This window comes from Streptomyces sp. NBC_01352 (assembly GCF_036237295.1).
Classification (GTDB): Bacteria; Actinomycetota; Actinomycetes; order Streptomycetales; family Streptomycetaceae; genus Streptomyces; species Streptomyces plumbiresistens.
Window position 1 is genome coordinate 3806183 of sequence record NZ_CP108354.1, and the last position, 22966, is coordinate 3829148.

Below are 22966 nucleotides of genomic sequence, written 5' to 3' on the forward strand. Positions count from 1 at the left end.
GCCTACACGCGCGGCGCTCCCGTCACCGACATCACCAGCGAGTACAGGGAGGTGGTGGCCGTGATGAACAGACGGTTGTTCTTCGGGCCGCCGAAGGCCACGTTGGAGACGGGCTCGGGCACGCGCAGCCGGCCGATGAGGGTGCCGTCGGGGTCGTAGCAGTGGACGCCGTCGTCCAGGGCGGCGGCCCACAGGCGGCCCTCGTCGTCGAAGCGGATGTTGTCGAAGTGGACGTCGCCGCGGCCCTCGGCGAAGACCTTCCCGTCCGTGAGCGTGCCGTCCTCGCGGATGTCGAAGACATGGATCCGGGCGGCCCGCGAGTCGGAGACGTACAGCCGCTGCTCGTCGGGCGACAGGATGACGCCGTTGGGTCCCTCGAACCCGTCGGCGGCCAGGTGGACCTCGCCGGTCGCCGGGTCGATCCGGTACACGTGGCACGCGCCGATCTCGGACTCGGCGCGGTGGCCCTCGTAGTCGCTGGTGATGCCGAAGTCCGGGTCGGAGAACCAGATCGTGCCGTCGGAGCGTACGACGGAGTCGTTCGGGCTGTTGAGCCGCCGGCCGGCGTAGCGGTCGGCGAGGACGGTCACCGTCCCGTCGGGCTCGGTGCGGGTGACCCGGCGGTTGCCCTGCTCGCAGGTGACCAGGCGGCCCTGCCGGTCGAGGGTGTTGCCGTTGCTGTACCCGGCCGGGGTGCGGAAGACGCCGACCGTGCCGGTGGCCTCGTCCCAGCGCAGGATGCGGTCGTTCGGGATGTCGCTCCAGATCAGCTGGCGCCAGGCGGGGAGGTACAGCGGGCCCTCGGCCCAGCGGCAGCCGTCGTGCAGGACCTCCAGCCTGCTGTCGCCGTTCGCACAGCGTCCGGTGCGGAAGCGGTCGTCCAGGATCTCGTACGGGCCGTCGGCGGGCATGGCGTCCTCTCGGAGGGATGACGGATGACCAGGATCTGGTTCAACATAACAGGGAGATCACCGAATCAGGTATGGTCCACGCATGAAACCAGTGGATGCCATCGACCGTCGGCTGATCGCGCTGCTCCAGCGGGACGCCACCCGGTCGTACGCCGCGCTCGGCACGGCGGTCGGCCTGTCGGCGGGCGCCGCGCACGAGCGCGTGCGCAAGCTGCGCGAGCAGGGGGTCATCCGCGCCACGACGGTCGACGTCGATCCCGCCGCGCTCGACCGCGGGGTCCTCGCCTTCGTCCTGGTCGACTCGACGGCGTGGATGGGCGACCGGGCCGAGGACTTCGCCGCCGTGCCGGAGATCCAGGAGGCGCACGTCATCGCGGGCAGCGCGGCCGTCCTGGTGAAGGTCCGCACCGCGACCACGGAACGACTCCAGGACGTACTGCGCCGCCTGTACGCGATCGACGGGGTCAGCGGAACGCAGGCGACGGTGGTCCTGGAGACCTTCTTCGAGCGGCCGCTGGACGCCGGGTAGCACCGGGCGGCCCGGCCTGTCAGACGAAAAACCCCGGTCCGCGCGGGACCGGGGTCTCTCCTGCTGCAGGACTACTGCTCGGCGAGGTGCCGCTCGACCGTCTCCACCTTGGAGGTGAGACCGTCGGTCACTCCGGGGCGGATGTCCGCCTTGAGGACCAGCGACACGCGCGGCGCCCGCGCCTCCACGGCGGCCACGGCTCGCTTGACGACGTCCATCACCTCGTCCCACTCGCCCTCGATCGAGGTGAACATCGCGTCCGTACGGTTGGGCAGGCCCGACTCCCGGACGACCTTCACGGCGTCGGCGACGTACTCCCCCACGTCCTCGCCGACCCCCAGGGGCGTCACGGAGAAGGCGACGATCATGCCTTCACGGCCTTCTCCTGGCGGGCCCGGGAGGCGATGACCGCGTCCTCGGTCTCACGCCTGAGCTTGCGCTCGGCGAAGAAGCCGCCGGTGGGCAGCACGGAGAGGACGAAGTAGAGAGCGGCGGTCTTCAGGGGCCACTTCGTACGGTTCCAGGCGTCCGCCCAGAAGATCACGTACAGGATGAAGAGGACCCCGTGGATCATCCCCATCGGGCGGACCGCGTCGAAGTCCGTCGTCCGCTTCAGCACCGAGCAGACGAGCAGGATAAGGAACGAGATCGCCTCGGGGGCCGAGACCAGGCGGAGGCGGCGGAGGGCGGTGGCGGTCTTGATGTCCACGGGTCACCTTCGGTGGGAGAGACGTCGGTGGTTTGTGAATCCAGGCACAAACGTTCGCCCCATTGTGGCAAACGGCTGGGCGGCGGACGGCCGGGGGGTGGAAGCTGGTGCCGACGACCCGGGGAGCGCGTATGCAGTTCGTCTTCTTCATGACCCTGCCGGGGCTGGTCGTGCTGCTCACCGTGCTGGCCTTCGTCGATCAGCTGCTGCTGCGGGCCGGGCGGGCCGGGGTGCTGCCCTGGCGCAACGCGGGGCGGCAGGGCCAGATCTCCGCGACCGGGTTCGAGCAGCTGCACGCCGCCCTGTCACCGGGCAAGCAGAACGAACTGAAGGAACGGCAGAGCGCGTTGGTGACGCGGGACGACGAGGAGGACGGGGATCCGCCGTGGTCCACGGTCGACCTGACCAAGGGGAAGGCCGTCATCCGGCTCCCCGGGGCGAGCCACTGACCGCTCAGGGGCTCCGAACGGCCCTTAGTGGCCCTTAGGGGCGCGATCAGGGTCTTTCTCCACCCACAGGCTCTGTTGGCGGAGCCTCCCGGCGGCTACCTTCGCTGCGTGGCGATGTTCCGACTTCAAGGCAGCAAGGTGCTCGCCGTCGACATGACCGGGGACGCCGTGAAGGCGAAGAACGGCTCGATGGTCGCGTACGACGGGCAGATGGACTTCAAGAAGCTCAGCGGCGGCGGTGAGGGCATCCGGGGCATGGTGACCCGGCGGATCACCGGCGAGCAGATGACACTGATGGAGGTGAAGGGGCACGGCACGTGCTGGTTCGCGGACCGGGCCTCGGAGATCAACCTCGTCGCTCTCCAGGGGGACAAGCTGTACGTGGAGTCGAGCAACCTGCTCGCGACCGACTCGGGGCTGCGAACCGGCACGTCGTTCACGGGTATGCGCGGGGCCACGCAGGGCAACGGGCTGTTCACGACGACGATCGAGGGCCACGGACAGGCCGCGATCATGTCGGACGGGCCGGCGGTCGTGCTGCGGGTCAGCGCGCAGTACCCGCTGACCGTCGACCCGGGCGCCTACATCGCGCACCAGGGGAACCTGCGGCAGTCCTTCCAGTCCGGTGTCACGTTCCGCACCTTCATGGGCGAGGGCGGCGGCGAGGCCTTCCAGATCCGCTTCGAGGGCGACGGCCTGGTCTACGTCCAGCCGAGCGAGCGGAACACGATCGCGGGGGAGGTGTGACATGGCCTTCAGCGAGATCAACTCGAAGATGGTCGAGGCGACCGTCCAGCCCGGGCAGCGGCTGTTCAGTCAGCGCGGGGCGATGCTCGCCTACAAGGGCGAGGTGTCCTTCACGCCCAACATCCAGGGCGGCCAGGGCGGCGTCATGTCGATGCTCGGCCGCCGGGCGGCGGGCGAGGCGGCGCCCCTGATGACCGTCGAGGGCAGCGGGACCGTGCTGTTCGGGCACGGCGGCCACCACGTCCAGGTCATCAACCTCACCGGCGACACCCTGTTCGTCGAGGCGGACCGCCTGCTCGCCTTCGAGGGCACCCTGGAACAGGGCACCATGTTCATGGGCTCCCAGGGCGGCGTCATGGGCATGGTCCGCGGCCAGGTCAGCGGCCAGGGGCTGTTCACGACCACCCTCCGCGGGCACGGCTCGGTCGCGGTCATGGCGCACGGCGGGGTCATCGAGGTCCCCATCACCCCGCAGCGCCCGGTCCATGTCGACCCGCAGGCGTACGTCGCCCACCACGGCGACGTACGCAACAAGCTGTCCACCGCGCTGGGCTGGCGGGACATGGTGGGCCGCGGCTCCGGAGAGGCGTTCCAGCTGGAGCTCAGCGGCAACGGCGCGGTGTACGTCCAGGCCTCGGAGGAGAAGCTGTGAGCATGTACGGGGCTCCGGGCGGCGGCCCGACGGTCTACGACCCCATGACACTGCCGGTCGACGACAACGTCAACAACTACACCTTCTGCGTGGAGCTCAAAGGGAGCCAGTGGTTCCTGCAGAAGGGGAAGATGATCGCCTACTACGGCTCGATGGAGTTCAACGGCATCGGACACGGCCGGCTGGACCGCCTCGTGCGTACGTCGTTCCATTCGCCTCTGCACGCGAGCGACTGGGTCGTGGCGGAGGGCTCGGGCAAGATGCTCCTCGCCGACCGGGCCTTCGACGTGAACTCCTTCGACCTGGAGAACGGCAATCTGACCATTCGCTCGGGCAACTTGCTCGCTTTTCAGCCAAGTCTCGCCCTCAAGCAGTCGATCGTGCCGGGTTTTCTGACACTCATCGGAACCGGAAAGTTCGTGGCGGCCTCCAACGGGCCGGTGGTGTTCATGGAGCCTCCCATCCGGGTGGACCCGCAGGCGCTCGTCGGCTGGGCGGACTGCCCCTCTCCGTGCCATCACTACGACCACGGGTACATGGCCGGCCTGATGGGCGGCCTACGTGCGCTGACAGGCGTAGGCGGGGCCTCCGGGGAGGAGCACCAGTTCGAGTTCGTGGGGGCCGGCACGGTACTGCTCCAGTCGTCGGAGGCCCTGATGGCGGAGCAGGCCACGGGGGCGGTTCCGCACCAGGCCGGGGTGCCCGGTGGCGGCGGGGTTCCCGCAGGCCCCGGACAGCAAGCCGGCGCACCGCGCCTTCCCGGACAGCTGGGGGACCTCCAGCGTCGCTTCGGGCTGTGAGCGGTAGTCTGCGGAGTGTGACGTCGAACGTGTGCGCGCCCGACATCACACCACCCTCACTAGTTCGCCTTTCAACCTTTTAGGTAGACTTCATTCATGGAGACCGAGACGGCCACGCGCTGGCTGACCGATGCGGAGCAGTGCGCCTGGCGCACCCACCTGGAGGTCAACAGGCTGTTGACGTACCAGCTCGAAAGAGACCTGCAGCCGTTCGGCCTGACAATGAACGACTACGAGATCCTGGTGAATCTCTCCGAGTCGGAGGGCGTGCGGATGCGGATGAGCGACCTCGCGTCCGCCACCCTCCAGTCCAAGAGCCGCCTCTCCCACCAGATCACCCGCATGGAGAACGCGGACCTCGTGCGGCGCGAGAACTGCGAGTCGGACCGCCGCGGTCTGTACGCGGTGCTCACCGAGCACGGCATGGAGACGATGCAGAAGGTCGCGCCGCATCATGTGGCGTCCGTGCGGAGGCACTTCATCGATCTGCTGCCCCCCGAGTCCCTGGTGGAACTCGAGAAGTCCCTGAGGCCCGTCGCGGACCACCTCCGGGGACAGCGCGGCCGTCCGTGACCCGGACCCCGGCAGTCCACCGGCCCCCGGCCGGCTAGGGCCGGCAGGTCCTAGACAAACGGCAGGCGGAGTTCGAACAGAGCTCCGCCTTCCGGCGCTTTGCGGACCGTGAGCGTGCCGCCGTGGCGTACGGCGACGTCCCGGGCGATGGCGAGTCCGAGCCCGGCGCCGCCGTCGTCGCGGCTGCGGGCGTCGTCGAGCCGCACGAACCGCTCGAAGATCCGTTCCCGGTCGCCGTCCGGCACCCCGTCCCCGTCGTCGGCGACCCCGGCCACGGCCCACTCCCCCTCCCGCCGCACGGTCACCGTGACCGTCGAGCGGGCGTGCCGCCGCGCGTTGTCCAGCAGGTTGGTGAGCACCCGCTCCAGCTGCCCCCGGGACCCGCCCACCGGCACCGCCTCGGGCGCCTCCACGCGCACGCCCGTCCGCCCCTCGGCCTCCTCCCGCGCCAGTGCCGCGAGGTCGAGCCGGGCACCGGCGGCGGGCCGCTCCCCCGCGTCCAGCCGGGCGAGCAGCAGCAGATCGGTGGCGAGACGCTGGAGCCGTACGGTGTCCTCGACCGCCCCTGCCACGTCCAGCAGCTCGGGGTGTGCCGCGCCCACTTCGAGCTGGGTGCGCAGGGACGCGATCGGGCTGCGCAGCTCGTGCGAGGCGTCGGCGACGAACCTGCGCTGGCGTTCCACGGAGGTCTCCAGGGCGGCCAGCGTCTCGTTCGTGGTGCGGGCCAGGCGGGCCACCTCGTCGTGCGTGTCCGGCACCGGGACCCGGCGGGCGAGGTCCTCCGAGGCGGTGATCGCGGCCATCTCGCTGCGGATGCCCTCCACCGGGTGCAGCGCGCGCCGGGTGACCAGCCAGGTCACGACCGCGACGACGGCGAGCAGCAGCGGGAAGCCGATCAGCATGACGGTCAGCGCGGTGCGCACCGCGCTCTGCTCCGCGGACAGGGGGGCACCGGCGTAGACGGTGAGCGTGCCCTGTTGCTCGGTCTCCATCCGGACGGCGGCGAAGCGGTAGTCGGCACTGTGCTGGTCGATCGTCGCGGAGCCGTCGGTGAAGACGGTCTTCTCCTCGATCTTGCCGGGTTCGAGGGAGGCGTCGTCGTCCGCGTCGTCGTCGGCGTCCTCGTCGCCGCTGCCGTCCGTGGGCGTGGGCGTGGGTGCCTGCGGGCGTACGGCGTCGGTGCCGGTGCCGCTGATCCGCTCCAGGTCCTCGGTCGCGGCGACGAGCCTGCCCCGTTCGTCGACGACCTGGACGGGCTGGTCATCGTCGTCCAAGGACAGGTGCTCGTACGTCTTCCCGCCGGCCAGGTGGGTGGCCACCGTCCGCGCGGAACGGTCCGCCGCCGTGCCGGCCTGGTCGATCAGGTTGGAGCGCAGGGACAGCAGTACGGCGGTCCCGGCCGCGACCAGTGCCACCGCGACGACGAGGGTGGCGGCGAGGGTCGCCCGGGACCGTACGGAGCCGAACAGCCGTTTCATCGTTGCTCCGTCTCCAGCCGGTAGCCGACGCCGCGGACCGTCCGGATGAGCTCGGCGCGCAGCTTGCGGCGCAGGGTGCTGATGTAGACCTCGACGATGTTCGGATCGCCCTCGTACGCGAAGTCCCAGACGTGCTCCAGCATCTGGGCCTTGGACACCACCTCGCCGGCCCGCACCGCGAGCTGCTCCAGGACGGCGAACTCCTTGGCGGTCAGCGCGATCTCGTCGTCCGCGAGGAAGACCCGGCGGGCGGCGGTGTCGATCTTCAGGTCGCCGTGGACCTGCACGGGCGAGGCCCCGCCGCCGCCCTGGGAGCGGCGCCGCAGCAGGGCCTTGATCCGGGCGACGAGGACGACGTACGAGAACGGCTTGGTCAGGTAGTCGTCGGCGCCCGTGTCCAGGCCCTCCGCCTCGTCGTACTCGCCGTCCTTGGCGGTGAGCATCAGGATCGGCACGTCGTGGCCCGCGGCGCGCAGGGCGGCGCAGACGCGGTAGCCGTTGAGGCCGGGCAGCATGATGTCCAGGATCACGAGGTCGTACGTCCCCTCGGTGGCCCGGTGCAGTCCCTCCCGCCCGTCGTGGACCACGTCCACGGCGTACCCCTCGGCCGTCAGGCCCTTGGCGAGCGACAGGGCAAGCCGCTTCTCGTCCTCCACGATCAACAGGCGCATGTTCTCAGGTTCGCAAAGCGAAGCTGAAGATCTCTTCAGGGGGTTTCAGGTTCCTCTCAGCGTGGGTCGGCGATGTTGGGTTCAGCACGACGAAGCCGAACAACTCTGGAGGAAGTCGCATGAAGCGCAACATCGTGATCGCCGCCGTTACGGCCGCCGCTCTGGTCGGGGGCGGTACGGCCACGGCTCTCGCGGTGACGGGGAACGGTGCGGACGGTGAGGGGACGGCGACGGCGCGGCAGGCGGATGCCCGGGAGACCGGGAGCGGTGTCCAGGACGACGACGCGCGGGACGACGACGCGCCGGACGACGACGGGGCTCGGGTGTCCGGTGACGTGACGGCCGCCGAGGCCGTCGCCTCCGCGCTGCGGCACTCGCCGGGTACCGCCGTCTCCGTCGAACTGGACGATCAGGACGACTCCGGGCCGGTCGTCTGGGACGTCGACGTGCTCGGCGACGGCACCACCTGGCACAGCGTGCGCATCGACCCCGGCACCGGCAAGGTCCTCGGCTCCCACACCGAGCGTGAGGACGACACCGCCGAGGTGCGGGCCGCGCTGAAGGGGGCGACGGTGACGGCTGCGGAGGCGGCCGAGGCCGAGGCCGCGGCCGGCAAGGGCACGGTGACGTCGGTGGACCTGGACGAGGACGGCACGTCCAAGGCCTGGGAGGTCGAGACGTACAAGTCCGGCAACGCCGAGCAGGACTGGCGCGTCGACCTCACGACGGGCAAGGTCACGGCGGACAAGGCCGACGACGACGTCGACGGTGACGACGACTGACGTGGGGTAGGGGCGCTGCCCCTACAACGCCGCCAGGGGGCTCCGCCCCCTGGACCCCCGGCCTTTGCCCACCCTGCCACCCGTCTCGGTCGGTCGAAAGCTGACCGTCATCCGGGGGCTGCGCCCCCAGACCCCGCCGACCGGCCGGGCGTGCGCGAACATTCATCCGACGGAGTCGGGTGGTGGGTGGGCAAAGGCCGGGGGTCTGGGGGCGGAGCCCCCAGCTACGCCCGCGCCGGCGCCGGTGCGGCGAACAGTCCCGCACAGACCGCCGCCCCCACCGACACCCCGCCCGCCACCACGAAGCACACCCCCAGCGGAAGTCGCTCCACCAGCACCCCCATCGTCGCCGCCCCGGCCGAACTCCCCGCGTTGACGGACGTGTTGACCCACGCCCCCGCCTGCGTCCGGAACCCGGCCGGGGCGGCGTCGTCGGCGATCAGGTACGCCGTCGTCAGGGCCGGTGCGACGAACAGCCCCGCGCAGGCCGCCGCCCCGGCAAGGGTGGCCACGCCGGGCGCGAGGCCGGCGGCGCCGAGCGTCACGCCCAGGCCCGCCGCCAGGAACGAGAGCCGGACCCGGGCCGGCGTACGCCAGTCCACCGTCCCGTTCAGCAGCCCGCCCACCGCACTGCCCGCCGACAGCGCCGCGAGCACCCACGCCACGGTGTCGTCCCCCAGCTGCCGCTGTCCGGCGAAGGCGACGACGAGGAGGTCGACGGCGCTGAGGGACAGGCCCACACCGCCCGCGACGACGATCGGCGGCCACAGCTCCCGTCCCGGCGTCAGCGACGCGCCCCGGCCCTTGCGAACGGCCCCGCTCCCGCGCACCGAACGGACCGCCGGTGAGATCACGAAGGCCTGCGTGCCCACCCCCATGAGCAGCGCGCCCAGCAGCACGCCCGCGGCAGGGGGCGCGAAGCCGACCAGCACGCCGACCAACAGCGGGCCGGTGACGTAGAGGAGTTCCTCCGCGACCCCGTCCAGGCCGTACGCGCGCTGCAGCAGGAGCCGGTCCTCGGCGAGTTCGCCCCAGACCCTGCGCATGGTGGGGCCGAGCGGCGGCGCGCAGGCGCCCGTGACGGCGGCGATCAGGCCGAGCAGCGGCGCGGGCGCCCCGGGACGCCAGCAGGCCGCCGCCAGCGCGCAGAGCAGCCCCGCGTGCAGCAGGGCCATCGGAAGCAGGACCCGGCGCGGGCCGTGCCGGTCGACCAGGGCGGCCCGGTACGGCGACAGGAAGACGACCGTGGCGCCGAACACGGCCATGACGACACCGGCGACGGCGTACGACCCGGTCGCCCGGGTCACGCTGAGCATCACGGCGATCGGGGCCGTGCCGTACGACAGCCGGGCGGCGAGGGCGGCCGCGAAGGTGCGGCGGGCATGGGGAAGGCGGAGTACCGCGGCATACGAGGGCCGCGGGGACACAGCGGACACGACAAGGTTCCTCTACTGGAGGCAGGGAAGGGACGCCGAAGTGCCGCGACGGCCACGGCGTGCTGCCGGGTGCGGTCGCGGGCTCGGGCGGGCCCTATGCCAAGAGAAGGAACACGTGAGTCAACGTACCAGCGGGGCCGGTGAGTTCACCGTGGGCGGTCAGCCCTCCGTGAGCCCCGCCACCAGTTCGTCCGCCGCCCGGTAGGGGTCCAGCTCCCCGGCGACGATCTTCTCGGCGAGTGTGCTCAGCCGACGGTCGCCGTGCAGGTCGCCGATGCGTTCACGCAGGGCGGTGACGGCGATGGCCTCCACCTCGTGGGCGGCGCGGGCGCGCCGGCGCTCGGCCAGGACGCCCTGCTCCTCCATCCAGGCGCGGTGCTTCTCCAGCGCCTCGACGACCTCGTCGATGCCTTCCGAGCGCGCGGCGACCGTCTTGACGATGGGCGGACGCCAGTCGCCGGGGCCGCGGGACTCGCCGAGGCCGAGCATGTGGTTCAGCTCGCGGGCGGTGGCGTCCGCGCCGTCGCGGTCGGCCTTGTTGACGACGTACACGTCGCCGATCTCCAGGATTCCGGCCTTCGCCGCCTGGATTCCGTCGCCCATGCCGGGGGCCAGGAGGACCACCGAGGTGTCCGCCTGGGAGGCGATCTCGACCTCCGACTGGCCGACCCCGACCGTCTCGACCAGGATCACCTCGCAGCCCGCCGCGTCCAGGACCCGGATCGCCTGCGGGGCGGCCCAGGCGAGACCGCCGAGGTGGCCGCGCGTGGCCATCGACCGGATGTAGACACCCGGGTCGGAGGCGTGCTCCGACATCCGGACCCGGTCGCCGAGCAGCGCGCCCCCGGAGAACGGCGACGACGGGTCGACGGCCAGGACGCCGACCCGCCTGCCCTGCTTGCGGTACGCGGTCACCAGGGCGGACGTGGACGTCGACTTGCCGACGCCCGGCGAACCCGTCAGGCCCACCACGTACGCCCCTCCGGTCAGCGGGGCCAGTGCCGCCATGACCTCCCTGAGCTGCGGGGACGCCCCCTCCACCAGGGAGATCAGCCGGGCCACGGCCCGCGGCCGGCCCTCCCTGGCCTGGGCGACCAGTGTGGAGACGTCCTGCATCACAGCTCCGTTCACGAAGAGACCACGAAGAGACCACGAAAAGAGGGGCGCCGAAAAGCGGTGCTCAGGCCTTCGGCACCCGCACGATCAGCGCGTCACCCTGACCGCCGCCACCGCACAGCGCCGCCGCGCCCACGCCACCGCCGCGCCGCTTCAGCTCCAGCGCCAGGTGCAGGACGAGGCGGGCGCCGGACATGCCGATCGGGTGGCCGAGGGCGATGGCACCGCCGTTGACGTTCACCCTTTCCGGGGACACCTCGAGGTCCTTCATCGACTGGACCGCGACCGCCGCGAAGGCCTCGTTGATCTCGATCAGGTCGAGGTCGGAGACCTGAAGGCCTTCCTTCTTGAGGGCGTGCAGGATGGCGTTCGACGGCTGGGACTGGAGGGAGTTGTCCGGGCCCGCCACATTGCCGTGGGCGCCGATCTCGGCGATCCACTCCAGGCCGAGCTCCTGCGCCTTGGCCTTGCTCATCACCACGACCGCGGCCGCGCCGTCGGAGATCTGCGAGGCCGACCCCGCGGTGATCGTGCCGTCCTTCGTGAACGCCGGGCGCAGCTTGCCGAGCGACTCGGCGGTGGTCTCCGCGCGGATGCCCTCGTCCTTGCTGAAGACGACCGGCTCGCCCTTGCGCTGCGGGATCTCCACCGGGGTGATCTCGGCCTCGAACAGGCCGTTCTTCTGGGCGGCGGCGGCGCGCTGGTGGGACAGGGCCGAGAACTCGTCCTGCTCGGGGCGCTGGATGCCGAGGCGGGTGTTGTGCTTCTCCGTCGACTCGCCCATGGCGATGTTCTCGAACGCGTCGGTGAGACCGTCGTACGCCATGGCGTCGAGCATCTCGATCGCCCCGTACTTGAAGCCCTCGCGGGACTTCGGCAGCAGGTGGGGGGCGTTGGTCATGGACTCCTGGCCGCCGGCGACGACGACGTCGAACTCGCCGGCGCGGATGAGCTGGTCGGCGAGCGCGATGGCGTCGAGGCCGGACAGACACACCTTGTTGACGGTGAGCGCCGGGACGCTCATCGGGATGCCGGCCTTGACCGCGGCCTGGCGGGCCGGGATCTGCCCCGCCCCGGCCTGGAGCACCTGGCCCATGATCACGTACTGCACCTGGTCGCCGCCGATACCCGCACGGTCGAGGGCGGCCTTGATGGCGAAGCCGCCGAGGTCGGCTCCCGAGAAGGACTTCAGCGAGCCCAGCAGCCGTCCCATGGGCGTGCGGGCGCCCGCGACGATCACCGAGGTCGTGCTGTTCGATCCAGTCATGAGCTGCGATCCCCTTATCCGGCCTGCACTGGCCGAGGAGTGAACGAGGGTTTACTTCGAATGTACTGAGCGGTAGTCCACGCCGTCATCGGGCTGTCGGTGTGATCGCGCGCACGTTGCGTAACCACCTCCGTCGCGCTGCACTGAAACCATGCTGACGCGAATCGACCACATCGGGATCGCCTGTTTCGACCTCGACAAGACCGTCGAGTTCTATCGGGCCACGTACGGCTTCGAGGTGTTCCACTCCGAGGTCAACGAGGAGCAGGGCGTGCGCGAGGCCATGCTCAAGATCAACGATACGTCCGACGGCGGGGCTTCGTACCTGCAGCTCCTGGAGCCGACCCGGGAGGATTCCGCCGTGGGCAAGTGGCTCGCGAAGAACGGGGAGGGCGTACATCACATCGCCTTCGGTACGGCGGACGTGGACGCGGATGCCGCGGCCATCGGGCAGAAGGGGGTACGCGTTCTGTACGAAGAGCCGCGAATCGGTTCCATGGGGTCACGGATCACCTTCCTGCACCCCAAGGATTGTCACGGAGTACTGACAGAACTGGTCACTTCGGCGTCCGTTGAGTCACCTGAGCACTGACCCCCGTACATATGGGCCGGTAGGGTTGGGGGCGGTCGCCGCTCCACCCAGGGCGACCAGGGTCCTGCCATGACGGCGGGACCTGGCCGGGGTCCGGGTTTCGGGGGACGAGCGTCGGGGCAGCAGCCCGTGCTCCGCCGTTGATCTGACACCATTCCCCGGGAGCCCCGTTCGGCAGACGGCCGGGGCTCGTACTCAGAGACTTGCGACCAGGGGACGGATGGGACCGCGCAGTGCGGGGCTACGAGAGCCAGGAGCGGGAACCGGCGGCTGACGTCGACCACCTCACTCGTTTCGAAGCCGAGATGAAGCGGCTGAAGACCGAGCGGGAAAAGGCGATCCAGCACGCCGAGGACCTCGGCTACCAGGTCGAGGTGCTGCGCGCCAAGTTGCACGAGGCGCGGCGCACCATCATGTCCCGGCCCGCGTTCGACGGCGGCGACATCGGCTACCAGGCCGAGCAGTTGCTGCGCAACGCGCAGGTCCAGGCCGACCAGTTGCGCCTGGAGGCCGAGCGCGAGCTGAGCCAGGCCCGGGCGCAGACCCAGCGCATCCTCCAGGAGCACGCCGAGCAGGCCGCGCGGCTCCAGGCGGAGCTGCACCAGGAGGCGGTCACCCGCCGCCAGCAGCTCGACCAGGAGCTCGCCGAGCGCCGGCAGACCGTCGAGTCGCACGTCAACGAGAACGTGGCCTGGGCGGAGCAGTTGCGCGCCCGGACCGAACAGCAGGCGCGCCGGCTCCTGGACGAGTCCCGTGCCGAGGCCGAGCAGGCCATGGCGGCGGCCCGCGCGGAGGCCGAGCGGGTGACATCCGAGGCCCGTCAGCGGCTGCAGAGCGAGGCCGAGTCGGCCCGCGCCGAGGCCGAGCAGCTGCTGCGCCGCGCCCGCACGGACGCCGAGCGGCTGCTGAACGCCGCCTCCACGCAGGCCCAGGAAGCCACCGAGCACGCCGAGCAGCTGCGTACGTCCACCAGCTCGGAGTCGGAGGCGACCCGCCGCGAGGCCCTGGAGCTGAGCCGGACCGCCGAGCAGCGCATCGCGGAGGCCGACACGGCCCTGCGGGAGGCGCGCGCCGAGGCGGAGAAGGTGGTCGCCGAGGCCAAGGCGGCCGCCGAGAAGGCGCTGTCGAGCGCGGAGTCGACCAACGAGCAGCGCACGCGTACGGCGAAGGAGCAGGTCGCCCGGCTGGTCAGCGAGGCCACCAAGGAGGCCGAGGCCACCAGGTCGGACGCCGAGCAGATCGTCGCGGACGCCCGCGCCGAGGCCGAGAAGCTGCTCGACCAGGCCGCGGAGAAGGCCCGCACCCTCACCGCCGAGGAGAGCGCCACCCAGCTGTCGAAGGCGGCCAAGACGGCCGAGGACGTCCTCGTCAAGGCGCAGGAGGACGCGCGCAGCACCACCAAGGCCGCCGCCGAGGAGGCCGAGCGGATCCGCAGCGAGGCGGAGGCCGAGGCGGACCGGCTGCGCGCCGAGGCGCACGACATCGCCGAGCAGCTCAAGGGCGCGGCGAAGGACGACACCAAGGAGTACCGCGCCAAGACGGTCGAGCTGCAGGAGGAGGCCCGCCGGCTGCGCGGCGAGGCCGAGCAGCTGCGCTCCGACGCGGTCGCCGAGGGCGAGAAGATCCGCGCGGAGGCCCGCAAGGAGGCCGTCCAGCAGATCGAGGAGGCGGCCAGGACCGCCGAGGAACTACTGGCCAAGACCCGGCAGGACGCGGACGAGCTGCGCCAGAAGGCCACCACGGACAGCGAGAAGGTCCGTACGGAGGCCATCGAGCGGGCGACGACCCTGCGCCGGCAGGCCGAGGAGACCCTGGAGCGCACCCGCAAGGAGGCCGAGCGGCACCGTGCGGAGGTCGTCGAGCAGTCCGAGGGCATCAAGGCGGACGCCGAGCGGGCCGCGCGCGAGCTGCACGAGGCGACCGAGCGGGCCATAGAGGCCCGCCGCGCGGACGCCGCCGAGGAACTGACCCGGCTGCACACCGAGGCCGAGGAACGTCTCGCCGCCGCCGAACAGGCGCTCACGGACGCCCGTGAGGAGGCCGTGCGGCTCCGCCGCGAGGCCGCCGAGGAGATCGACCGGCTGCGCACCGAAGCCGCCGAGCGGATCCGTACGCTCCAGCAGCAGGCCGAGACGGAGGCCGAGCGGCTGCGCACCGAGGCCGCGTCGGACGCCTCCGCCTCCCGCGCGGAGGGCGAGGCCATCGCCGTACGCCTGCGGTCGGAGGCCGCGGCCGAGGCCGAGCGGCTGAAGTCGGAGGCGCAGGACACCGCCGACCGCGTGCGGGCGGAGGCGCAGGCCGCCGCCGAGCGGCTGGCGACGGAGGCGTCTCAGGCGCTGGCCGCCGCGCAGGAGGAGGCCAACCGGCGTCGCCGCGAGGCCGAGGAGTACCTCGGCACGGCACGGCAGGAGGCCGACCAGGAGCGCCAGCGGGCCCGCGAGCAGAGCGAGGAACTGCTGGCCTCGGCGCGCAAGCGCGTCGAGGAGGCGCAGACCGAGGCCGTACGCCTGGTCGAGGAAGCCGACCGGCGGGCCACCGAGATGGTGTCGGCCGCCGAGCAGCACGCCCAGCAGGTACGGGACTCGGTCGCCGGGCTGCACGAGCAGGCCCAGGAGGAGATCACCGGGCTGCGTTCGGCCGCCGAGCACGCCGCGGACCGTACGCGCCGCGAGGCCCAGGAGGAGTCGGACCGGGTCCGCGCCGACGCCTATGCCGAGCGGGAGCGGGCCAGCGAGGACGCGAGCCGGGTCCGGCGCGAGGCGACCGAGGAGACGGACGCCGCCAAGGCGCTCGCCGAGCGCACGGTCTCGGAGGCGATCGAGGAGGCCGAGCGCCTCAGGTCGGACGCGTCCGAGCACGCCCAGCGGGTCCGCACGGAAGCGTCGGACGCCATCGCCGAGGCCGACCAGGCGGCGGCGCGTACCCGGGCGGACGCCCGCGAGGACGCCAACCGCATCCGCTCGGACGCGGCGACGCAGGCCGACACCCTCATCACCGAGGCCCGCAACGAGGCCGAGCGGCTCACCACCGAGACGATCACGGACACCGACCGGCTGCGCCAGGAGACGGTCGCCGAGGCGGAGCGGCTGCGGTCGGAGACGGTCGCGGAGGCCGAGCGGGTACGGTCCGAGGCGCTCGCCCAGGCCGAGCAGCTGCTCGGGGAGGCCACCGGGGAGGCGGAGCGGCTGCGCGCCGAGGCCGCCGACACGGTCGGGGCGGCCCAGCAGCACGCCGAGCGGATCCGCAGCGAATCGGAGCGGGTCAAGTCCGAGGCACTGTCGGAGGCCGAGCGGGTCACCGCGGCCGCGCGCGAGGAGGCCGACCGCACGCTGGACGCGGCCCGCCAGGAGGCCAACAAGCGGCGCTCCGAGGCGGCCGAGCAGGTCGACAAGCTCATCACGGAGACGGCCGCGGAGGCCGACAAGCTGCTCACCGAGGCGCAGCAGCAGGCACAGAAGGCCACCGCGGACGCGGAGGCCCAGGCCGACAGCATGGTCGGCGCCGCCCGCACCGAGGCCGACCGGCTGGTGTCCGAGGCGACGGTCGAGGGCAACGCCCGGGTGGAGAAGGCCCGTACGGACGCGGACGAACTGCTCGTCGGCGCCCGCCGGGACGCCACCGCGATAAGGGAGCGGGCCGAGGAGCTGCGCGACCGCATCACGACCGAGATCGAGAACCTGCACGAGCGGGCCCGCCGCGAGGCCTCCGAGACGATGAAGTCGACCGGCGACCGCTGCGACGCGCTCATCAAGGCCTCCGAGGAGCAGCTGCAGAAGGCGCAGGCGAAGGCCAAGGAGCTGGTGTCGGAGGCCAACTCCGAGGCCGGCAAGGTGCGCATCGCCGCCGTCAAGAAGGCCGAGGGGCTCCTGAAGGAGGCCGAGCAGAAGAAGGCGGCGCTCGTGCGGGAGGCCGAGGAGCTCAAGGCCGAGGCGATCCGCGAGGCCAAGCGCACGGTCGAGGAGGGCAAGCGCGAGCTGGAGATCCTGGTGCGTCGCCGCGAGGACATCAACGCCGAGATCTCCCGTGTCCAGGACGTCCTGGAGGCGTTGGAATCCTTCGAGGCCCCCACGAGTGGCAAGGACGGCGTCAAGGCGGGTGCCACGGTCGGCGCGCCTCGATCGGGTGGCAAGTCGTCCGACGGCTAGAACACGGTGGGAACAAAGGATCAAATTTTGGCGGCTTCTGGGGCCTTTGACCAAGTCTTTGGCAAGTGGTCCGCGAGTTAGCCACCCAAAAGGGGTGTCATTCTCCAGATCAAACACGCATCCGCTCGATGACACACCGCTTCGGCCCCTAGGATTCCCCCTATCACCTCACCGGTCTCATTCGACAGGAACCCCATGAGCGACACTTCCCCCTACGGCTTCGAGCTTGTGCGGCGTGGGTACGACCGCGCTCAGGTGGACGAACGCATCTCGAAGCTCGTCTCCGACCGTGACAGCGCTCTGGCCCGTATCACTGCTCTGGAAAAGCGCATCGAGGAGCTTCACCTCGAGACGCAGAACGCCCAGGCACAGGTGACCGACGCCGAGCCGTCGTACGCCGGCCTCGGCGCGCGTGTCGAGAAGATCCTCCGCCTCGCCGAGGAAGAGGCCAAGGATCTGCGCGAGGAGGCCCGGCGCGCTGCCGAGCAGCACCGCGAACTCGCCGAGTCCGCGGCCCAGCAGGTTCGCAACGACGCAGAATCGTTCGCTGCGGAGCGCAAGTCCAAGGCCGAGGACGAGGGCGTCCGGATCGTCGAGAAGGCCAAGAGCGACGCTTCGCAGCTGCGTTCGGAGGCTCAGAAGGACGCGCAGTCGAAGCGCGAGGAGGCCGACGCTCTCTTCGAGGAGACCCGCGCCAAGGCCGCGCAGGCCGCCGCCGACTTCGAGACGAACCTCGCCAAGCGCCGCGAGCAGTCCGAGCGTGACCTGGCGTCGCGTCAGCAGAAGGCGGAGAAGCGCCTCGCGGAGATCGAGCACCGCGCGGAGCAGCTGCGCCTGGAGGCGGAGAAGCTGCGCACGGACGCCGAGCGCCGCGCCCGCCAGACCGTCGAGACGGCGCAGCGCCAGGCCGAGGACATCGTGGCCGACGCCAACGCCAAGGCGGACCGGATCCGTTCGGAATCCGAGCGGGAGCTGGCGGCTCTCACCAACCGCCGCGACTCCATCAACGCCCAGCTGACGAACGTGCGCGAGATGCTCGCCACGCTCACGGGCGCCGCGGTGGCCGCCGCCGGCACGCCGGCCGACGACGAGCCGATCTCCCGGGGTGTCCCGGCTCAGCAGTCCCGGTAAGCGTGTGCCGTAGTACGGCTGTGACGCAGTAAGGCTGTGACGCAGTAAGGCCAAGGCCCGCATCCTCCGCGAGGGGGGGTGCGGGCTTTCGCCTTTCTTGCCCCGCTCGTCGGTCTCCGTTTGCCCACACGATTGGCATCCGCCGAACCCCGCCCCTAGCGTGGTTCGCATGATCGAGCTCGAGGGACTGACCAAGCGGTACGGCGAGAAGGTGGCGGTCAACAACCTGACCTTCACCGTCAGACCGGGCATCGTGACGGGCTTCCTCGGGCCCAACGGCGCCGGCAAGTCGACCACCATGCGGATGATGCTGGGGCTCGACCGGCCGACGGCCGGGGACGTCCGGATCGACGGCAAGCACTACGACCAGCTGAAGGACCCCTTCACGTACATCGGCGCCCTGCTGGACGCGAAGGCGATGCACGGCGGGCGCAGCGCCTTCAACCACCTGCTGTGCCTCGCGCAGAGCAACGGCATCCCGAAGAAGCGGGTGCACGAGGTGCTGGACACCGTCGGGCTCACGGCCGTGGCGAGGAAGAAGGCCAAGGGCTTCTCGCTCGGCATGGGGCAGCGGCTCGGCATCGCGGGGGCGCTGCTGGGCGATCCGCGGATCCTGATGTTCGACGAGCCGGTCAACGGCCTCGACCCCGAGGGCATCCACTGGATCCGCAACCTGATGAAGTCGCTGGCCGCGCAGGGCCGTACGGTCTTCGTCTCCTCCCACCTGATGAGCGAGATGGCGCTGACCGCCGACCACCTGGTCGTCATCGGGCAGGGGCGGCTGCTCGCCGACACCTCCATGGCCGACTTCATCGCGCAGAACTCGCGGTCGTACGTCCGGATCCGCTCGCCGCACCGCGAGCGGCTGCTGGACGTGCTGCACAGCACCGGCATCACCGCCGTGGAGACCGGCAACGGCACGCTGGAGGTCGACGGCTCCAAGCCCGAGTACATCGGTGAACTGGCCGCCCAGTACCAGATCGTGCTGCACGAGCTGAGCCCTCAGCAGGCCTCCCTGGAGGAGGCGTTCATGCAGCTGACCGCGGAGTCGGTCGAGTACCACGCACACGCCGACACGCCCGCCGCGCCACCGCAGTGGGGCGACGGCTGGAAGGGGAACTGACCATGGCGGCGATCCAGGTCGTCCGGTCCGAGTGGACCAAGATCCGGTCGGTGGCCTCCACCGTGTGGACCCTCTCCCTGGCGGTGGTCGTCACCATCGCCCTCGGCATGCTGATCTCGGCGCTGTCGAAGAACGAGTTCGACAGCATGAGCCGCGACGACCGGCTCTCCTTCGACCCGACGTTCATCAGCTTCGCGGGCATGAGCCTCGGCCAGCTCGCGATGATCGTGTTCGGGGTGCTCGTCGTGTCGAACGAGTACAGCACCGGCATGATCCGCACCTCGCTGGCCGCCGTACCGCAGCGCGGCACCTTCCTCTTCAGCAAGATCGCGGTCGCGACCGCGCTCTCGCTGGCCGTCGGTCTGGCCACCAGCTTCGTCGCCTTCTTCCTGGGGCAGGCGATGCTCGGCACCCACAAGGCGGAGATCGGCGACTCCGGTGTGCTGCGCGCGGTCATCGGCGGGGGCCTCTACATGACCCTCATCGCGATGTTCTCGATGGGCGTCGCCGCGATGCTGCGCTCGCCGATGCTGTCACTGGGCATCCTGATGCCGTTCTTCTTCCTGATCTCCAACATCCTCGGCAACGTCGACGCGACGAAGAAGATCGGCCGCTATCTGCCCGACCAGGCCGGCAGCAAGATCATGCAGGTGGTCACCCCGATCGACGACGACACTCCGTACGGCCCGTGGGGCGGCCTCGGGATCATGGCACTGTGGGTGCTCGCGGCGCTCATCGGCGGTTATGTCCTGTTGAAGAGGCGGGACGCGTAGGGCCTGGGCGGCGGATCAGGTCGCAGGAAATCGGCGGTGCCTGATCGACGCAGGTGAGCGGGGGCGATGGGGGTCCCCCCGCGCGAGGTTGTTCGAGCGTGGGGGAGCGTCGAGCTGCAAGGCGGAGGAGGGCGTCGATGCGATGGGGGTCCCCCCGCTCGAGCGAAGTCGAGAGTGGGGGAATCGGCAACCGACGACAACGCCGCAGATCGGCGCCCGCCCCGGAGCGGCTGATGTCACTGCGGCCCCGCGTCTGCGACCTGATCCGCCGCCCAGGCCCCAAGCCAGGGCTCTGGGCTTTGCTTTCATTTGAGCGGAACCGTCAGCGCCCCGATAAGCTCCTAACCCTTACGGGGGGCGTGTGCCCCGCTGTCCTGAACCTTGCGATGGGTGCGGAGCATGATCGAGGCAGTCGGCCTGACCAAGCGCTACGGCGACAAGACCGCTGTGTACAACCTTTCCTTCCAGGTGCGGCCCGGTGCCGTCACCGGATTCCTCGGGCCCAACGGCTCGGGCAAGTCGACGACGATGCGGATGATCCTCGGCCTGGACAACCCCACCTCGGGGCAGGTGACGATCGGCGGCTATCCGTACCGCAGGCTGCCGAACGCGCCGCGGCAGGTCGGCGCGCTGCTCGACGCCAAGGCCGTGCACGGCGGCCGGGCCGCCCGCAACCACCTGCTGTGCCTGGCCCAGCTGTCCGGCATCCCGGCCCGGCGGGTCGACGAGGTGCTCGGTGTGGTCGGCCTCCAGGACGTGGCCAGGAAGCGCTCCAAGGGCTTCTCGCTCGGCATGGGGCAGCGGCTCGGCATCGCCGCGGCGCTGCTCGGCGACCCGCAGGTGCTGCTGTTCGACGAGCCGGTCAACGGGCTCGACCCCGAGGGCATCCTGTGGGTGCGCAACCTCATGAAGGCGCTCGCGGCGGAGGGCCGTACGGTCTTCGTCTCCTCGCACCTCATGAGCGAGATGGCGGTGACCGCCGATCACCTGATCGTGATCGGGCGCGGGCAGCTGCTCGCCGACATGAACATCAAGGACTTCATCTCGGCCAACTCGGCCGACTTCGCGCGCGTCCGTACGCCGGAGACCGACCCGCAGCTGCGCGAGAAGCTGTCGTCCGCGCTCACCGAGGCGGGCGCGCACGTGATGCCGGAGCAGGACGGGGCGCTGCGCGTGACGGGACTGCCGCTGCCGCGCATCAGCGACATCGCGCACGACACCGACGTACGCCTGTGGGAGCTGTCGCCGCACCAGGCCTCGCTGGAGGAGGCGTACATGCGGATGACGCAGGGCGCCGTCGACTACCGCTCGACCATCGACCAGAAGTCCGGGCTCCAGCAGCCGCTGCCGCCGGGCGTGCAGCCGCCGATGCCGGTACCGGGGCAGGGCCAGCCGGGCTGGTACGCCCCGCCGCCGCCCCAGCAGGGCGGGCAGCCGTTCTCCATGCCGCAGGGGCAGCAGCAGATGCCCCAGGGACAGCCGCCCGCGGGCCCGTACGGCGCTCCGGGCGCCGCTCCGGGCCCCGGCGCCGGTGCACCCAACCCGTACGCCCCGCAGGCCCCGTACGCTCCCCAGGCACCGCAAGCCCCGCAGGCACCCCAGGCACCCCAGGCACCGCAAGGACAGCCCTCGGCCGCCGCGCCTGCCCCGGGAGCCCCTGCCCCCGCCTCCTCCGCCCCTGCCGCCGACCCGAACAAGCCCGAGGACGCCCGATGAGCACCCCGCAGCCCCAGATGCCGCAGGCCGCGCCCACCACCTGGCAGGCGTCGTCCGGACCGTCGTACCCCACGTACACCTCGCCGATCCCGGTGGTGCGCACGCACCTCGGGCACGCGATCGCCTCCGAGTGGACGAAGATCCGCTCGGTGCGCTCCACGATGTGGACGCTCGGCGTGTTCGTGCTGCTCGTCATCGGCATCGGACTCGCGGCCGGCGCGCTGGTCGCCGCGAACTCGGGCGAGGAGAGCCTGGCGGGCGAGAACCCGCTGTCGTTCGGCTTCTTCGGACTGCTCCTCGGCAGCATGTGCGTCATCACGCTCGGCGTGATGACCACCGCCTCGGAGTACGGCACCGGCATGATCCGGACCACCATGGTGGCGTGCCCCTCGCGCGGCCGGGTCCTCGCGGCGAAGGCGATCGTGTTCTTCTCGGTCGCGTTCGTGGTGACGCTGGTGTCGGCCCTGCTGGTCGCCCTGGCGGACGTCGCCATGCTGGAGGGCGCCAAGGAGCCCTCCGCCCAGGAGTGGCTGAAGGGCACGGTCGGCATCTCGTTCTACATCGCGCTGCTCGGCCTGCTCTCGCTGGTGGTCGGCTCGATCATCCGGCACTCGGCGGGCGCGATCACCATCATGATCGGCCTGGTGCTGGCCCCGCTGGTCATCGCGCTGTTCATGTTCTCGGCCTCGCTGGAGGACCTGCGCCAGGCCCTGTTCGAGTACTCCATCCCGAACCAGCTCAGCGTCTTCTACTCCAACTCCCTCACCGAGACGGGCCCGTCCGGCTGGGACCCGCTGTGGATCGCCCTCGGCGTCACGGCCGCCGCGTTCGCCGGCGCCTTCGCGCTGCTGGAGAAGCGGGACGTGTAGGCCACGCCGATAGGCCACGCCGGCAACGGGGCGCTCAGAACCTCGGCGCGTTACGGGACCGCTGCACCCGCGTGGTGCGGCGGTCCTTCGCGTTCCAGCACGCCTTGTGCCAGTGGCGGCGCTCGTCGACGCCCGAGTGCGCGGGCCAGGCCACGACGTGCGGAACGCCGTCCGGGATCAACTGCTCGCAGCCCGGGCAGCGGTACGCCTTCCCCTGGGCGCTCGCCCCGGCCACATGACGCACGCTCCACTCGTCACCCTGCCAGTCCTCGGCGGACTGGAAGCCGCCGTAGCGGCCGGTACGGTCGTCCTCGGCGCTCCGGCCGGACGAGCCTGACGAACCAGCTCCCTTGGGTCGGTTGCGACGCGGGGACACGGGACACCTCACGGGGCTATACAGGGAGCACGGGCTGTGTCCAGCCTACGCGGCACGGACGGGGGTACGCGTAGGGAACCAACCCCCACAAGTCCCCCTCCACCGCACCCCATTCTGCAGA

Annotated in this window: 23 protein-coding genes; 14 read left to right on the forward strand and 9 right to left on the reverse strand. The window is 71.2% G+C overall.

From position 1 onward, the window contains the following. Positions 1 to 2: 2 nt before the first annotated feature. Positions 3 to 911: an SMP-30/gluconolactonase/LRE family protein gene (locus OG252_RS17555; RefSeq protein ID WP_266433697.1), complete on the reverse strand. Its 909-nt coding sequence runs from the start codon at positions 909 to 911 to the stop codon at positions 3 to 5. A 91-nt stretch (positions 912 to 1002) separates the two neighbouring features. Here OG252_RS17555 and OG252_RS17560 point away from each other — a divergent pair, with 91 nt between their 5' ends. Next, on the forward strand, positions 1003 to 1440 hold the full coding sequence (locus OG252_RS17560) for an Lrp/AsnC family transcriptional regulator (RefSeq protein ID WP_329345152.1): 438 nt from the start codon (positions 1003 to 1005) through the stop codon (positions 1438 to 1440). 71 nt (positions 1441 to 1511) lie between these two features. Here OG252_RS17560 and OG252_RS17565 read toward each other — a convergent pair whose 3' ends face one another. Both OG252_RS17565 and OG252_RS17570 read right to left on the reverse strand, forming a co-directional pair. Then, the gene (locus tag OG252_RS17565; protein ID WP_266433699.1) at positions 1512 to 1808 is read right to left on the reverse strand and encodes an MTH1187 family thiamine-binding protein; all 297 of its coding nucleotides are present in this window, start codon (positions 1806 to 1808) and stop codon (positions 1512 to 1514) included. Further along, a complete protein-coding gene (locus OG252_RS17570; RefSeq protein WP_329337143.1) occupies positions 1805 to 2149 on the reverse strand; it encodes a DUF3817 domain-containing protein in 345 nt (114 codons plus the stop codon). Before OG252_RS17570 ends, OG252_RS17565 begins: the two co-directional genes overlap by 4 nt. A gap of 131 nt (positions 2150 to 2280) precedes the next feature. Between OG252_RS17570 and OG252_RS17575 the strand changes: the two genes are divergently transcribed. The 5 genes from OG252_RS17575 to OG252_RS17595 all read left to right on the forward strand — a co-directional run bounded on the left by OG252_RS17575 (position 2281) and on the right by OG252_RS17595 (position 5370). Then, positions 2281 to 2598, forward strand: a complete 318-nt coding sequence (locus tag OG252_RS17575; RefSeq protein ID WP_329337144.1) for a DUF6191 domain-containing protein — start codon at positions 2281 to 2283, stop codon at positions 2596 to 2598. A gap of 114 nt (positions 2599 to 2712) precedes the next feature. Further along, positions 2713 to 3345, forward strand: a complete 633-nt coding sequence (locus tag OG252_RS17580; protein WP_266448071.1) for an AIM24 family protein — start codon at positions 2713 to 2715, stop codon at positions 3343 to 3345. A gap of 1 nt (position 3346) precedes the next feature. Beyond that, complete coding sequence (locus tag OG252_RS17585) at positions 3347 to 3997, forward strand: AIM24 family protein (RefSeq protein ID WP_266433705.1); 651 nt, start codon at positions 3347 to 3349, stop codon at positions 3995 to 3997. Positions 3998 to 3999: 2 nt separating this feature from the next. Continuing rightward, positions 4000 to 4797, forward strand: coding sequence for an AIM24 family protein (locus tag OG252_RS17590; protein WP_266448074.1), 798 nt, complete (start codon positions 4000 to 4002; stop codon positions 4795 to 4797). A 96-nt stretch (positions 4798 to 4893) separates the two neighbouring features. Continuing rightward, positions 4894 to 5370, forward strand: coding sequence for a MarR family winged helix-turn-helix transcriptional regulator (locus OG252_RS17595; RefSeq protein WP_266433707.1), 477 nt, complete (start codon positions 4894 to 4896; stop codon positions 5368 to 5370). Positions 5371 to 5420: 50 nt separating this feature from the next. Here OG252_RS17595 and OG252_RS17600 read toward each other — a convergent pair whose 3' ends face one another. Together OG252_RS17600 and OG252_RS17605 are read right to left on the reverse strand one after the other, a co-directional pair. Then, the gene (locus OG252_RS17600) at positions 5421 to 6848 is read right to left on the reverse strand and encodes a sensor histidine kinase (RefSeq protein WP_266433709.1); all 1428 of its coding nucleotides are present in this window, start codon (positions 6846 to 6848) and stop codon (positions 5421 to 5423) included. Further along, positions 6845 to 7519: a response regulator transcription factor gene (locus OG252_RS17605; protein WP_266433711.1), complete on the reverse strand. Its 675-nt coding sequence runs from the start codon at positions 7517 to 7519 to the stop codon at positions 6845 to 6847. The genes OG252_RS17600 and OG252_RS17605 overlap by 4 nt, the downstream gene beginning before the upstream one ends. A gap of 119 nt (positions 7520 to 7638) precedes the next feature. Here OG252_RS17605 and OG252_RS17610 point away from each other — a divergent pair, with 119 nt between their 5' ends. Further along, entirely contained in the window at positions 7639 to 8301 is a 663-nt protein-coding gene (locus OG252_RS17610) for a PepSY domain-containing protein (RefSeq protein ID WP_266433713.1), read from the forward strand. A gap of 224 nt (positions 8302 to 8525) precedes the next feature. Here OG252_RS17610 and OG252_RS17615 read toward each other — a convergent pair whose 3' ends face one another. The 3 genes from OG252_RS17615 to OG252_RS17625 all read right to left on the reverse strand — a co-directional run bounded on the left by OG252_RS17615 (position 8526) and on the right by OG252_RS17625 (position 12120). Continuing rightward, complete coding sequence (locus OG252_RS17615) at positions 8526 to 9737, reverse strand: MFS transporter (protein WP_266433715.1); 1212 nt, start codon at positions 9735 to 9737, stop codon at positions 8526 to 8528. Between the two features lie 159 nt (positions 9738 to 9896). Further along, positions 9897 to 10853, reverse strand: a complete 957-nt coding sequence (gene meaB / locus OG252_RS17620) for a methylmalonyl Co-A mutase-associated GTPase MeaB (RefSeq protein WP_266433717.1) — start codon at positions 10851 to 10853, stop codon at positions 9897 to 9899. 64 nt (positions 10854 to 10917) lie between these two features. Beyond that, positions 10918 to 12120 (reverse strand): acetyl-CoA C-acetyltransferase, encoded by a 1203-nt coding sequence (locus OG252_RS17625; RefSeq protein WP_266433719.1) that lies wholly within the window; start codon positions 12118 to 12120, stop codon positions 10918 to 10920. Positions 12121 to 12271: 151 nt separating this feature from the next. Between OG252_RS17625 and mce the strand changes: the two genes are divergently transcribed. From mce to OG252_RS17660, 7 genes are all read left to right on the forward strand, one after another. Beyond that, positions 12272 to 12712, forward strand: a complete 441-nt coding sequence (mce, locus tag OG252_RS17630; protein WP_266433721.1) for a methylmalonyl-CoA epimerase — start codon at positions 12272 to 12274, stop codon at positions 12710 to 12712. Between the two features lie 233 nt (positions 12713 to 12945). Further along, positions 12946 to 16857 (forward strand): polarized growth protein Scy, encoded by a 3912-nt coding sequence (gene scy, locus OG252_RS17635; RefSeq protein WP_266433723.1) that lies wholly within the window; start codon positions 12946 to 12948, stop codon positions 16855 to 16857. Between the two features lie 195 nt (positions 16858 to 17052). Then, positions 17053 to 17988, forward strand: a complete 936-nt coding sequence (locus OG252_RS17640; RefSeq protein ID WP_266433725.1) for a cellulose-binding protein — start codon at positions 17053 to 17055, stop codon at positions 17986 to 17988. A gap of 169 nt (positions 17989 to 18157) precedes the next feature. Next, on the forward strand, positions 18158 to 19111 hold the full coding sequence (locus tag OG252_RS17645) for an ABC transporter ATP-binding protein (RefSeq protein ID WP_329337152.1): 954 nt from the start codon (positions 18158 to 18160) through the stop codon (positions 19109 to 19111). A gap of 2 nt (positions 19112 to 19113) precedes the next feature. Further along, positions 19114 to 19884 carry an ABC transporter permease gene (locus OG252_RS17650; RefSeq protein WP_329337154.1) on the forward strand — a complete coding sequence of 257 codons (771 nt, stop codon included), beginning with the start codon at positions 19114 to 19116 and terminating at the stop codon, positions 19882 to 19884. Positions 19885 to 20283: 399 nt separating this feature from the next. Continuing rightward, entirely contained in the window at positions 20284 to 21600 is a 1317-nt protein-coding gene (locus tag OG252_RS17655; RefSeq protein ID WP_329337156.1) for an ABC transporter ATP-binding protein, read from the forward strand. After that, entirely contained in the window at positions 21597 to 22469 is an 873-nt protein-coding gene (locus OG252_RS17660) for an ABC transporter permease subunit (RefSeq protein WP_266433734.1), read from the forward strand. Before OG252_RS17655 ends, OG252_RS17660 begins: the two co-directional genes overlap by 4 nt. A gap of 34 nt (positions 22470 to 22503) precedes the next feature. Here the strand turns inward: OG252_RS17660 and OG252_RS17665 are convergent, their stop codons facing one another. Next, a complete protein-coding gene (locus OG252_RS17665) occupies positions 22504 to 22845 on the reverse strand; it encodes an ATP/GTP-binding protein (RefSeq protein WP_329337159.1) in 342 nt (113 codons plus the stop codon). Positions 22846 to 22966: the final 121 nt, after the last annotated feature.

Bases quoted from the DNA above. Each gene is read 5' to 3' on its own strand.
- mce (WP_266433721.1), top strand. From the start codon at position 12,272: ATGCTGACGCGAATCGACCACATCGGGATCGCCTGTTTCGACCTCGAC.
- OG252_RS17640 (WP_266433725.1), top strand. From the start codon at position 17,053: ATGAGCGACACTTCCCCCTACGGCTTCGAGCTTGTGCGGCGTGGGTAC.
- OG252_RS17585 (WP_266433705.1), top strand. From the start codon at position 3,347: ATGGCCTTCAGCGAGATCAACTCGAAGATGGTCGAGGCGACCGTCCAG.
- OG252_RS17565 (WP_266433699.1), bottom strand. From the start codon at position 1,808: ATGATCGTCGCCTTCTCCGTGACGCCCCTGGGGGTCGGCGAGGACGTG.
- OG252_RS17600 (WP_266433709.1), bottom strand. From the start codon at position 6,848: ATGAAACGGCTGTTCGGCTCCGTACGGTCCCGGGCGACCCTCGCCGCC.
- OG252_RS17660 (WP_266433734.1), top strand. From the start codon at position 21,597: ATGAGCACCCCGCAGCCCCAGATGCCGCAGGCCGCGCCCACCACCTGG.
- OG252_RS17650 (WP_329337154.1), top strand. From the start codon at position 19,114: ATGGCGGCGATCCAGGTCGTCCGGTCCGAGTGGACCAAGATCCGGTCG.
- OG252_RS17595 (WP_266433707.1), top strand. From the start codon at position 4,894: ATGGAGACCGAGACGGCCACGCGCTGGCTGACCGATGCGGAGCAGTGC.
- OG252_RS17625 (WP_266433719.1), bottom strand. From the start codon at position 12,120: ATGACTGGATCGAACAGCACGACCTCGGTGATCGTCGCGGGCGCCCGC.
- OG252_RS17605 (WP_266433711.1), bottom strand. From the start codon at position 7,519: ATGCGCCTGTTGATCGTGGAGGACGAGAAGCGGCTTGCCCTGTCGCTC.
- OG252_RS17645 (WP_329337152.1), top strand. From the start codon at position 18,158: ATGATCGAGCTCGAGGGACTGACCAAGCGGTACGGCGAGAAGGTGGCG.
- OG252_RS17655 (WP_329337156.1), top strand. From the start codon at position 20,284: ATGATCGAGGCAGTCGGCCTGACCAAGCGCTACGGCGACAAGACCGCT.
- OG252_RS17580 (WP_266448071.1), top strand. From the start codon at position 2,713: ATGTTCCGACTTCAAGGCAGCAAGGTGCTCGCCGTCGACATGACCGGG.
- OG252_RS17555 (WP_266433697.1), bottom strand. From the start codon at position 911: ATGCCCGCCGACGGCCCGTACGAGATCCTGGACGACCGCTTCCGCACC.
- OG252_RS17575 (WP_329337144.1), top strand. From the start codon at position 2,281: ATGCAGTTCGTCTTCTTCATGACCCTGCCGGGGCTGGTCGTGCTGCTC.
- OG252_RS17590 (WP_266448074.1), top strand. From the start codon at position 4,000: ATGTACGGGGCTCCGGGCGGCGGCCCGACGGTCTACGACCCCATGACA.
- meaB (WP_266433717.1), bottom strand. From the start codon at position 10,853: ATGCAGGACGTCTCCACACTGGTCGCCCAGGCCAGGGAGGGCCGGCCG.
- OG252_RS17610 (WP_266433713.1), top strand. From the start codon at position 7,639: ATGAAGCGCAACATCGTGATCGCCGCCGTTACGGCCGCCGCTCTGGTC.